Source organism: uncultured Sphingomonas sp. (assembly GCF_902806265.1).
Lineage (GTDB): Bacteria > Pseudomonadota > Alphaproteobacteria > Sphingomonadales > Sphingomonadaceae > Sphingomicrobium.
Window position 1 is genome coordinate 1 of record NZ_CADCVZ010000020.1, and the last position, 11,705, is coordinate 11,705.

11 protein-coding genes are annotated in these 11,705 nt (G+C 68.6%); all 11 read right to left on the reverse strand.

What is annotated here, in order from left to right; all coding sequences use genetic code 11:
- Positions 1 to 683: cell division protein FtsA (gene ftsA / locus QZX62_RS04900; protein WP_294172604.1), on the reverse strand; the 683-nt coding region annotated here is incomplete at its 3' end.
- Positions 683 to 1,579 (reverse strand): cell division protein FtsQ/DivIB, encoded by an 897-nt coding sequence (locus QZX62_RS04905; protein ID WP_294172605.1) that lies wholly within the window; start codon positions 1,577 to 1,579, stop codon positions 683 to 685. The genes QZX62_RS04905 and ftsA, both read right to left, overlap by 1 nt.
- A complete protein-coding gene (locus tag QZX62_RS04910; protein WP_294172606.1) occupies positions 1,576 to 2,532 on the reverse strand; it encodes a D-alanine--D-alanine ligase in 957 nt (318 codons plus the stop codon). Before QZX62_RS04910 ends, QZX62_RS04905 begins: the two co-directional genes overlap by 4 nt.
- On the reverse strand, positions 2,529 to 3,398 hold the full coding sequence (gene murB / locus QZX62_RS04915) for a UDP-N-acetylmuramate dehydrogenase (RefSeq protein WP_366926182.1): 870 nt from the start codon (positions 3,396 to 3,398) through the stop codon (positions 2,529 to 2,531). The genes QZX62_RS04910 and murB overlap by 4 nt, the downstream gene beginning before the upstream one ends.
- Before the next feature lie 140 nt (positions 3,399 to 3,538).
- Complete coding sequence (gene murC, locus QZX62_RS04920; protein ID WP_294172607.1) at positions 3,539 to 4,951, reverse strand: UDP-N-acetylmuramate--L-alanine ligase; 1,413 nt, start codon at positions 4,949 to 4,951, stop codon at positions 3,539 to 3,541.
- Positions 4,948 to 6,108, reverse strand: coding sequence for an undecaprenyldiphospho-muramoylpentapeptide beta-N-acetylglucosaminyltransferase (murG, locus tag QZX62_RS04925; RefSeq protein WP_294172609.1), 1,161 nt, complete (start codon positions 6,106 to 6,108; stop codon positions 4,948 to 4,950). Before murG ends, murC begins: the two co-directional genes overlap by 4 nt.
- Positions 6,105 to 7,325, reverse strand: a complete 1,221-nt coding sequence (locus QZX62_RS04930; RefSeq protein WP_294172610.1) for a putative peptidoglycan glycosyltransferase FtsW — start codon at positions 7,323 to 7,325, stop codon at positions 6,105 to 6,107. The genes murG and QZX62_RS04930 overlap by 4 nt, the downstream gene beginning before the upstream one ends.
- Positions 7,322 to 8,683, reverse strand: a complete 1,362-nt coding sequence (murD, locus tag QZX62_RS04935; protein ID WP_294172612.1) for a UDP-N-acetylmuramoyl-L-alanine--D-glutamate ligase — start codon at positions 8,681 to 8,683, stop codon at positions 7,322 to 7,324. The genes QZX62_RS04930 and murD overlap by 4 nt, the downstream gene beginning before the upstream one ends.
- Positions 8,680 to 9,750, reverse strand: coding sequence for a phospho-N-acetylmuramoyl-pentapeptide-transferase (gene mraY / locus QZX62_RS04940; protein WP_294172613.1), 1,071 nt, complete (start codon positions 9,748 to 9,750; stop codon positions 8,680 to 8,682). The genes murD and mraY overlap by 4 nt, the downstream gene beginning before the upstream one ends.
- Positions 9,738 to 11,129, reverse strand: a complete 1,392-nt coding sequence (gene murF / locus QZX62_RS04945) for a UDP-N-acetylmuramoyl-tripeptide--D-alanyl-D-alanine ligase (protein ID WP_294172615.1) — start codon at positions 11,127 to 11,129, stop codon at positions 9,738 to 9,740. Before murF ends, mraY begins: the two co-directional genes overlap by 13 nt.
- Positions 11,126 to 11,705: cyanophycin synthetase (locus QZX62_RS04950; RefSeq protein WP_294172617.1), on the reverse strand; the 580-nt coding region annotated here is incomplete at its 5' end. The genes murF and QZX62_RS04950, both read right to left, overlap by 4 nt.

The window sequence follows — 11,705 nt, forward strand, 5'->3', positions numbered from 1 at the left end:
CCGACCAGCATGCCGCCCATGTGCAGCGACACGTTGGTGACCTCCGCACCGAGCTCGATCAGCGCTACTCCGAGCTGGCGTTCCTCCTCGCTCAGGCAGGCCAGCGCCGACACGACCGGCGAGGCCACGATCGCCCTCACGCCTAGATGCGCCCGACGAACGGTAAGGTCGATGTTGCTGAGGGGTGCCTGATCGGCCGCGATGACGTGGATGTCGACGCCCAGCCGGTCCGCGTGAAGCCCGACCGGGTGGGCCACGCCCTGCACATCATCGAGCGTATACAGGGCAGGATGAGCATGGAGCACCACCTGCCCGGGCCGATCGATCGCGCTTTTGCCGGCGCGGAGCAATTCCTCGACGTCCGACTGCTCAACCTGATGACCGCCAAGCTCCACCTCGACGTTGGCTTCGTTGCTGGACAGACCGCCCGCTCCGAAGCTCGCCCAGACATCGTCGACCGTCACGCCCGACATGCGCTCGGCCTGCTCCACCGCCTCGCGCACCGCGACTTCGCTGGCGTCCATGTCGACGATGTAGCCGCGCCGAACGCCCCGGCTCTCGCGCTGGCCGGTGCCGAGCACGCGGAGGCGCCCGTCGTTGTTCTTGGTGACGATCAGCGCGGAAACCTTGGAGGAGCCGATGTCCACGGCGCCGACCAACGCCGGCGAAGAGGGTGCCGCCATCAGCTCGGCACTTCCTGGGTCTCCACCGCCGCCTCGCCCGGCGCGCGCGGCAGCCGCACTATCATCTTGCCCGGTACGCGCAGGTCGAAGCGCTTGAAGCCTCGGCCGAGCAGGCCGGTCGAGCGGTCGGCCTTAGCGAACCTTTGTAGAGTCGCGGTGGCTGCCTCGCCCTCGGGCAAGGCAAGCGTTTCCCCCGTCGAAAAGGCCAGGTCCCAGCGCCGGCGCCCGATCCAGGTGGCGGAAGCGACCTGCGGCTTGAGGGTCGGAACGGTCGCAAGCAGGCGGTTGAGCGCGGTCGCCTGCGCATTGGCGCCCGGGCCGATGAGCAGCGGCAGGTCGGGCATCCGGTCGACGGGCACGGGCGCGAGCACCACGCCTTCCGCGTCGATCAGCGAGAGCTGCTGCCGGTTCTGCCACAGCGCGGCCGGGGTGCGCTCGACGATATCGACGACCAGCTGGTCGGGCAGCCGCCGGGAGACCCGGGCATCGTCAACCCAGCCATATTGCAGGAGGTTCGCGCGAATGGCGTCAAGGTCGACCAGCAGCTGCGGCGGCTTGCCGGCGGCTGGGGACTCCTCGGCGGCCCGCTGCAACTCGGCGGTGACCACGTCGTCGACCAGGCCGCGATCCATGCGCTTCAGGCCCACGATCTGGTAGCCGTGCACGGCGAAGCCCGCCTGGCCGGCCGCGGTGCCAGCCGCGCGCGCCGCCTTTGCCGGAAGGTCCAGCGCGACCAGAGCGACGGCGCCCAGCGCCAGCGCGAACAGCAGGAAGGCCCAGCGCGCCAGACCGGTCGCGCTACGCTGCGGCGCCGGGAGCGCGCGCGCGATCCCCTTCGGCGCCTTGGCTCCTCGCGAGCGGGCGCGGCTGCTGCGGCGGACTGTTTGCGCGTTCACTCCAGCGCCTTCCCGCCGGGCGGCCTATCGGCCAGTGCCTCCGCGATGATGCGTTCGACGAGCTCGCCGTAGCTGATCCCGCGCTGTCGGGCCTGCTCGGGCACCAGGCTGAGCGGAGTCATGCCGGGCTGGGTGTTCACCTCGAGCAGGTAGATGCCCGCCTCGCCCTGCGTGTCGTCCCAGCGAAAATCGGAGCGCGACGCGCCGCGGCAGCCAAGCGCCTTGTGTGCGATGGCCGCCATGTCGAGCATGCTTTGGGCAATCTCGTCCGGGATGCGGGCCGGACAGATATGCTCGGTCAGTCCGTCGGTATATTTGCTGTCATAGTCGTAGAAGCCGACCTTGGGCTTCAATTCGGTGACGCACAGCGCTTCCTCGCCCATCACCGCCACCGTCAGCTCGTGCCCGGCTATGAACGGCTCGGCCAGCAGCCGGTCGAACTGCTGCCACGGGCCCTCGACATCGCGGCCGATCGGGCTGCCGTAGTTGCTGTCCTGCGTGACGATCGCGACGCCCACCGACGAGCCCTCATTAATCGGCTTCAGCACGTATGGCCGCGGCAGCGGATCGCCCTCGTACAGGCTGTCGCTGTCGATCATCTTCCCTTGCGGCATGCGCACGCCGGCGGGCACCAGCAACAGCTTGGTCAGCTCCTTGTCGATGGCGATGGCGGAGGTGGTGACGCCCGAGTGGGTGTAGGGCACCCGCATCAGCTCCAGCATGCCCTGCACCGTGCCGTCCTCGCCCGGCGCGCCGTGGAGCGCGTTGAACACCACGTCGGGCCGAAGCGCCTCGAGCACGTGGCCGACATTGCGGTCCATGTCGACTTCGGTGACGTGGCTCCACCCGCGCTGGCGCAGCGCCTCCGCGACCCCGCGGCCGCTCATCAGCGACACCTCACGCTCCGATGACCAGCCGCCCATCAGCACCACGACATGCAGGTCCCGCCTCACTTCGCCACCCCCACGCGCTCTTGGTCCGCGTCGTCGGCAAACATGCCAACACGCTGGATCTCCCATTGCAGCTCGACGCCGCTGTGCTCGCGCACCCGGCGGCGGACTTCCTCGCCCAGCGCCTCGATATCCGCACTCGCGGCGCTACCGAGATTTAACAGGAAGTTGCAATGCTTTTCCGAGACCTGCGCATCGCCCTGGCGGAGCCCGCGGCAGCCGGCGGCGTCGATCACTTCCCAGGCCTTGCGGGGCAGCGGGTTCTTGAAGGTCGAGCCGCCGGTTCGGCTGCGCAGCGGCTGCGACTCCTCGCGGCTCTGGGCGATGCGGTCCATCTCGGCCTGGATCGCCGCCGGCTCGCCCGGTTCGCCGCGAAAGGTGGCGCCGACTACCACCGCCTGGTCAGGCAGTTCGGAATGGCGGTAGGTGTAGCCAAGTTCGTCGCGGCTGAAGATGCGGACCTCGCCCGAGCGCAGCACGACCTCCGCCTCGATTAGCACATCCTTGACCTCGCGGCCATAGGCGCCGCCGTTCATGCGAACGAACCCGCCCACCGTGCCGGGGATGGAGCGGAGGAACTCGACGCCGGTGATGCCGGCATCACGGGCGGTAGACGAAACGAGGATGCCGCTCGCGCCGCCCCTGCAGCGGAGCGTGACTTGGTCCAGCCGCTCGACCGTGGCGAACGGCTTGCCGAGCCGGACGACAACGCCAGGGAAGCCGCCGTCGCGGACGATCAGGTTGGAGCCGAGGCCAAGCGCTATGACAGGCACTTCGGGCGGGAGGCCGCGGAGGAACTGCTGGAGGTCGTCGAGGTCGGCGGGTTCGAACAGCCACCGGGCGGGGCCGCCCGACTTGAACCAGACCAACGGTGCGAGGGGAGCATGCGGGCGCAGCTTGCCTTTAACCGCAGGCGACCGCTTGTCCTGAGCGGAGGCCGCAGGCTCAAGTTGAAGGCTCTTCGACTCCGCTTCGCTCCGCTCAGAACGAGCGAGGTCAGGTGCCGAACTCACTTGTCCGCCCTCGCCTGGCAAATGCCGTCGGTCAGCTTGGCCGCCCACTTGGTGATGTCGCCCGCGCCCATGCAGATCACCATGTCTCCTTCCGCGGCGAGGTCGCGGAGGGTGTGGCAGAGGTCGTCCAAGTCGTTGACGGTCCGCACCATGCGGTGGCCGTGATCCCGGATGCCCTCGGCTAGCGCCGCCGAGTCCACGCCCTCGATCGGCTGCTCGCCCGCGGCGTAGACCGGGGCGACCAGCACCACGTCGGCGTCGTTGAAGGCGGTGGTGAAGTGCTCCATCAGATCGCGGAGACGCGAGTAGCGGTGCGGCTGGACAACCGCGATCACCCGCCCTTGCGCGCTCTCGCGCGCGGCCGACAGCACCGCCCGGATCTCCACCGGATGATGGGCATAATCGTCGATGATCAGCGCGCCTTCGATCTCACCGACCCGAGTGAAGCGGCGCTTGACCCCGCCGAAGTTGGCGAAGCCGCGGCGGATCGCCTCGTCGTCCATGCCGAGTTCGAGCCCGACCGCGATCGCCGCCAGCGCGTTCTGGACATTGTGCCGGCCGGGCATCGGCAACCGGATGTCCTCGATGGTGCGCCGTTCGCCCGAGCGCTCCAGCACCACGGCGTCGAACCGCGAGCCGCCTTCCGCCGGCTGGACGCTCTCCGCGCGCAGGTCGGCGGACGCGGAGAAGCCATAAGTCACCACCCGCCGGTCGCGGATGCGGGACAGGAGGTTTCCGACCTCCGGATGGTCGATGCACAGCACCGCGAGGCCGTAGAAGGGCACGTTCTCGATGAACTCGAGAAACGCGTCCTTGACCGCGTCGAAGCTGCCGTAGTGCTCGAGGTGTTCGGGATCGATGTTGGTGACCACCGCCACCGTGCCGTCGAGCCGCAGGAAGCTGCCGTCGCTTTCGTCGGCCTCCACCACCATCCACTCACTCTTGCCGAGCCGGGCGTTGGAACCGTAGCTATTTATGATCCCGCCGTTGATCACGGTTGGATCGATCCCGCCAGCGTCGAGCATGGCGGCGATCATGGAGGTGGTGGTCGTCTTGCCGTGGGTGCCCGCAACCGCGATGGTCTGCTGCATCCGCATCAGCTCGGCCAGCATCTCGGCCCGTTTGACCCGCGGGAGCCGGCGCTCGGCCGCGGCCTGCACCTCGGGATTGTCGGCCTTGATCGCGGTCGAGCAGACCACCACCGCCGCCCCGTCGAGATTATCGGCGCTCTGGCCGATCATCACCGGAATGCCGGCTTTGCGCAGCCCTTCGGTGACGTAGCTCTCCGCGGCGTCCGAGCCCTGCACCTTGTAGCCGAGCTGGTGCATTACCTCGGCGATCCCGGACATGCCGATCCCGCCGATGCCAACGAAGTGGATGGTGCCGATGTCGGTGCCGAACGCCTTCACGCGGCGGCTCCGGCGGGGCTCAGGCCGGTGGGTGCAGCCGAGGCGCGGGAGGGACCGAAGGCGACGGGCGCCTGCTTGTCGGCCACGCGCTCGACCAGGTCGGCCAGGTCGCGCGTGGCATTGGGCCGGCCCACCGACAGCGCCCTCGCCGCCGCGTTGGCCAGCGCCTCGGGATCGGCCGCGAGCGCCCCTATCTGCCGCGCCAGGGTGGCAGGGGTGAATTCCTTTTGCGCGATCATCCGCGCCCCGCCCGCCCGGTCCATCTCCCGCGCGTTGAAGGTCTGGTGATCGTCCGTCGCGATCGGCAGGGGCACGAGGATCGCCGGCCGGCCCGCGACCGTCAGCTCGGCGATGGTGGAAGCGCCCGAGCGCGCGATCACCAGATGCGCGTCGGAAAGCTTGGCGGGCATGTCCTCGATGTAGGTCGACAGCTCGGCCGGGATCTCCAGCGTGCGGTAGGCGTCGCGGACCTGCTCGATGTCGTCCGGCCGGCACTGCTGCACGACCTGCAGCCGGTGGCGCAGCGACGGCTCCAGCGCGCCCAGCCCCGCGGGCACCACCTGCCCCAGCACGGAAGCGCCCTGGCTGCCGCCAGTCACCAGCAGCTTGAGCGGCGAGTACTCGTCGAAGGCCGGGAAGGGCTGCTGGCCGATGCGCACGACGGACTCGCGCACGGGATTGCCGACCAGCACCGCCTTGGCCTTGTGTGTCGCCTTCAAGCGCTCGATCTGCGAGTAAGCGGTGGCGATCACCTCTGCGCTGCCGGCGAGCAGCCGGTTGACGCGGCCCAGCACCGAGTTCTGCTCGTGCAGCACGGTAGGCACGTTGAGGCTGCCCGCCGCAAGCAGGGCGGGAAAGGCCGGGTAGCCGCCGAAGCCGATCACCGCGTCCGGCCGGTGCTTGGCGTAGAGCGCTCGGGCATCGGCCCGGCCCTTGAGCACGCTCCTCATTCCGCGGAGCAGCGCCAGCGGGTTCCTGGTGATCCGCCCAGCGGCGAGCACCTCGATCGGCACGCCCTCGAACAGGCCTGGGATGCGCTTGCCCCGCTCGTCGGTGATCAGCAGCACGCCGTACCCTCGCCGCTTCAACTCGGCGGCGAGCGCGTGGGCCGGGATCATGTGGCCGCCGGTACCTCCGGCAGCGAGGACGAAATTCATGCTCTCGCGGACTCCCCGCTCCATTTCACGACGTAGGGCGAGCGCTTCAGATACGGGTTCCGCCGGGTAAAGGCGAGCAGCAGTCCCATGCCGACCGACAGCGCCAACATCGAGCTGCCGCCATAGGAGATGAACGGCAGGGTCATGCCCTTGGATGGGGCGAGGTGGACGTTGACCAGCATGTTGATCATCGCCTGCAGCCCGAACTGCACCGCCAGCCCGGCCGCCGCGAGGATGGCGAAGCTGGACTCCTCGTCGAGCAGCTTCACGAGGACCCGGACGATGATCGCCAGGTAGAGCGCGGCGATGGCGATGCAGGCGATGAGGCCGAACTCCTCGCCGATGACCGAGAAGATATAGTCGGTATGCGGCTCGGGCAGGCCGAACTTGCGGGTGCCGCCCCCCGGGCCCATGCCGAACAGCCCGCCCGCAGTCAGTGTTCGCATCGCGTTCTCGACCTGGAAGTTGTCCCCCTCGCCGAACAGAAAGCCGTCGATGCGGACGGTGGCGACGGGGTAGAAGAAGTAGGCCAGCACGATCGCGACCACCGCGGCGACCCCGAGCACCCCGAGGATGCGCAGGTTCAGACCGGCCAAGGCGAGCATCGCGATCCATACCGCGCCGAAAATGATGGTCGAGCCGAAGTCGGGCTGCAGCATCAGCAGCACGGCGACGAGCCCGATGAGCGCGCCGGAGATGGCGAACACGGGCAGGCCCTTGTCCCTCTCGCGCAAGGAGAGGAGCCAGGCGGTGGCGACCACGAACAGGGGCTTCAGGAACTCGGAGGGCTGGAATTGGGTGAAGCCGACGCCGATCCAGCGCCGCGCGCCGTTCACCTCCGGCCCGATCACCGGCACGAACATCAGCGCGACCAGGAAGATGCCGGCGCCGATCAGGCTCAGTCGCTTGGCCTGCTCGCGCGGCAGCATGGAGATGACGATCATCACCGGCACCGACAGGGCGATCCAGACGATCTGCCGATAGAAGTAGTGCAGCGGCGCGAACTGAACGTTGCCGCCCGAGTAGCGCTCCGCGGCTGCAGGCGAGGCGGCGGCGACCGCGACCAGGCCGATACCGATCAGCACGGTGACCAGCAGCAGCAGGACGCGGTCGATCTCCCAAAACCAGCGGCCCAGCGCCGAGCGGTCGGAGCGGCCGTAGCGGTTCGGATCGATCAGCGGCTTGGGCCGAAGCACCCCGGCAAGCGTGTTGTTCATAGTTCCCCCACGGCCCTGCGAAAGGCCTCCCCGCGCGCCTCGAAGTCCCGGAACTGGTCAAACGAAGCGCATGCCGGGGAGAGTAGAACAACCTCGCCCGGCTGTGAATCCGCCGCGGCGCGCTTCACCGCATTTTCGAGGGTGCCGCATTCGGTGACGGCCGTGCCGGCCTCGCGGAGGAGGCGGGCGAACAGCGGCCCGGCCTCGCCGATGGTGTAGGCGTGCACGACAAGGTCGAGGTGCTTTGCGGTGTCGCCTAGCGTGTCGGTCTTGGCCTGCCCGCCGACGATCCAGCGCACGCGCGGGTAACTGGCTACCGCGGGAGCGGTATCGCGGAGGTCTTCCGTCTTCGCCTGCCCACTCGCGATCCACCGCTTGTCCGAATAAGCAGCGAGTGCGGGCGCAGCAGCTTCCGGGTTGGTAGCCTTGCTGTCATTGACGAAGAGCACCCCGTCCTTCTCGCGGACCCGCTCCATGCGGTGCGGGAGGCCCCGAAAGGTTTTCCCGGCCTGCCAGACTGATTCCGTCGTGAGGCCCAGCTCTTCGCAAACCCAGGCAGCCACCCCAACATTTTCGCCATTGTGGACGCCGCTCAGACCCATTTCCGTATTGCCAAACGAATCGACGTAGCACTCGCCGTGAATGCTCATCACGCGCTGCGGCAGGCCGTTGGTCACCTGGTCGATAATCTCTGCAGTGCTCTCGCCGACGAAGGCAACATGGAGAGCGCTTTGCATCTCGAACAGCCGCGCCTTCGATGCCGCGTAAGCTTCGAAGCTCTCGTATCGATCGAGATGATCCGGCGTGATGTTGAGCAGCACCGCGACGTCGCAGTCGAGGCTCTGCGTCAGGTCGATCTGGAAGCTCGACAGCTCCAGCACATAGACGCCGCCTTCGGGCAGCGGGTCCTGCGCCAAGAGCGGGAGACCGATGTTGCCGCCCATGGTGGCCGGCACGCCCGCGGTTGCAAGGATGTGGTGAACCAGCGCGGTCGTGGTGCTCTTGCCGTTGGTGCCGGTGATCCCGACCACCTTGTGCGGCGGCAGCTCGGGCCGGGCGCGGGCGAACAGCTCGATGTCGCCGATGATCTCGATCCCTGCCTCGCGGGCGCGGGCGGCGAGCGGGTGGATGTTGAGGGGCACTCCAGGGGAGAGGATCAGCGAGTCGAACTGGGTCAGGTCGGCGGTATCAAGGTCAAGGAGCTCGGCCCCATGGGCTCGGCCCCGCGCCTCGTCACGCTCATCCCACGCCGTCACCTGCGCGCCGCTTGCGAGCAGCGCCTGCACCGTCGCTAATCCCGACCGCGCCAAGCCGTACACCGCATAGTGCTTCCCCGCCCAGGCCCGAGCGGTGATCACCGCAGCTTCAGCGTGCTGAGCCCCGCCAGCGCCAGCACGAAGGCGATGATCCAGAAGCGGATTACCACCGTTGGCTCGCTCCAGCCCTTGTGCTCGAAATGATGGTGGATCGGCGCCATTAGAAACACGCGCTTGCCGGTCCGCTTGTAGACGAACACCTGGACGACGACGGAGAGCGCTTCGACCACGAACAGCCCGCCGATGATCACCAGCACGAACTCATGGTGCGTCGCCACCGCCACCGCGCCGAGTGCGCCGCCCAGCGCCAGGCTACCGGTGTCGCCCATGAAGACCGCGGCCGGCGGCGCGTTGAACCAGAGGAATGCGAGGCAGCCGCCGACGATCCCCAGCAGCAGCACGGTCAACTCGCCTGCACCGAGCACATGGGGAATGCCGAGATATTCCGCATACACGGCGTTGCCGACGACATACGCAATCAGCACAAACGCCAAGCTGGCGATCACCACCGGCATGGTGGCGAGGCCGTCGAGCCCATCGGTCAGGTTCACCGCGTTGCCGAACGCCACGATCACGAACGCCGCAAAGATGTGGTAGAAGATGCCGAGGTTCAGCTGGAAGCCGCTGAAGAACGGCACGTAAAGCTCAGTGCCATTGTTCGTGTTGATGAGGTAGGACGCGAGCCCCGCGATCAGGAACTCCAGCGCCAGCCGCGCCTTGCCGGGAATGCCGGCGTGGTGCGCCTTCCGGACCTTGTCATAGTCGTCGAGAAAGCCGATCGCGCCGAAGCCGATCGTCACCATCAGGCACGCCCAGACGTACGGATTGCTGAGGTCCATCCACAGCAAAACCGACACCGTGACCGAGATCAGGATCAGCAGCCCGCCCATGGTCGGGGTGCCGCGCTTGGCGAGGTGGGTCTGCGGCCCGTCGGCGCGGATCGGCTGCCCCTTGCCTTGCCGCACCCTGAGGTAGTTGATGAACCAGGGCCCGAGCAGCAGGCCGATCGCCAGCGCGGTGGCAGTGGCGGCACCCGCGCGGAAGCTGATGTAACGGACGAGGTTTAGCAGACCGGGGAAGCCCAGCTGTTCGGCGATCAGGTAGAGCATGTCGCGGCGCCCCCTGCCACCCGCTCCACCAGCCGCGCAAGCCCGACTCCGTTGGACGCCTTGACCAGCACCGCGTCGCCGGGGTGGATGGTCTTGAGTAGAAGCTCGGCCGCGGCGTTCGCGTCGTCCGCTCGCTGCACCTCGACTTGCCCGCCGAGCGCCTGCTCCAGCGGCCGGGTCTCATCCCCAACCAGGATCAGGCTGTTCACCCCGGCGTCGAGGACGTGCGGGGCGAGGCCGGCGTGCGCCTCGTCGCTGTGCGCCCCAAGCTCGCGCATGGTCCCCAGCACGGCGATGCGGCGGCCTTCCACCGGCTCGGTGCCCAGGTTCCTGAGCGTCGCGGCCATGCTCGCCGGGTTGGCGTTGTAGCTTTCGTCGATCAGCAGCGCTTCGCCGCCTTCCACCGCGACCCGGTGCCGTTCGCCACGGCCCTTGAGCCCTCCCAGGTCGCCCAGCGCCAGTCCGGCAGCCGCAAGGTCCGCCCCGACCGCCTCGACCGCCGTCAGTACGGCGAGCGCGTTCGATACCCAATGCTCGCCTGGCTGAGCGATAGTGAAGGTCAGTTGGCTTTCCAGCAAGCGCGCGGTGACCAGGCTGCCGCCTGCGTTCCCACGAACGGCATGCACGGCGGTGATGTCCGCATCCCCGGACCCAAAGGTGACGGTCCGGCCCGCGTGCCGCCGTGCCGCGCGGAGCAGAAGGTCGCGATGTGGCGTATCGTTGGGGAGGATGGCCGTGCCGCCGGGCTCCAGCCCTTCGAAGATTTCGCCCTTGGCGGCGGCGATCGCCTCCATCGAGCCCAGATTCTCGATATGCGCCGGAGCAATCGCGGTGATCAGCGCAACATGGGGACGGACCAGCCGCGTCAGCGCGGCGATCTCGCCGGCGTTGCTCATTCCCATCTCGAACACGCCGAACAGCGTGTCCCGCGGCATCCGGGCGAGGCTCAGCGGAACGCCCGTGTGGTTGTTGTAGCTCTTGACCGAACGATGCACCCGCCCGCGGCAGCGACGTTCAAGGGCGGCGGCCAGCGCTTCCTTGGTGCTGGTCTTGCCGACCGAGCCGGTGACGCCGAGGATCTTGGCTTCGGGCACCCGGTCGCGGGCGGCGATCGCCAGCGCGGTCAGCGCGGCCGCGGTATCCTCGACCAGCAGGTGCGGCCCGTCGACCGGCCGGCTGACGATCGCCGCCGCGGCGCCCGCCTCCAAGGCGCTCGCAACGAACTGGTGACCGTCCGCGACCGTGCCGGGCATGGCGACGAACAGGTGGCCAGGCTCGACCTCGCGGCTGTCGAAGGTAACGCCGGTAACCTCGAAGGACGCGGATGCGCGGCCGCCGGTCGCGCTTTCGATCTCGGCGGAGGTCCACAGTGGAGTCACGCGGCGCATTCCCGGGCGACCTGCGCGTCGTCAAACGGCAGCAGCTGATCGCCGACGATCTGCCCCGTTTCATGCCCCTTGCCGGCCAGCAGGACGATGTCGCCGGTGCGTGCTTCAGCGAGCGCCGCTGCAATGGCCTGGCGCCGCCCGCCGATCTCGCAAGCGCCGGGCGCTCCAGCGAGGACTTCGCGGCGGATCTTGGCGGGATCCTCGTTACGCGGGTTGTCGTCGGTGACGATCACCAGGTCGCTCGTCCGCGCGGCCACCGCGCCCATCTCCGGCCGCTTGCCCTGGTCGCGGTCGCCGCCCGCACCGAACAAGGTAATCAGCCGGCCCTCCACATGCGGGCGAAGCGCGGCGATCGCCGCCTCCAGCGCGTCAGCGGTATGGGCATAGTCGACATAGACCGGCGCCCCAGCGCGGGTGATCACCGCCCGCTCCAGCCGGCCGCGTACCGGACTCAGACGGCCCATGCCGGCAAAGGTCTGCTCCCAGTTCCCGCCGGTCGCCAGCACCAGCCCCGCGGCGACCAGCACGTTCGCGGCCTGGTAGGCGCCAATCAGCGGCAGGTTGAGC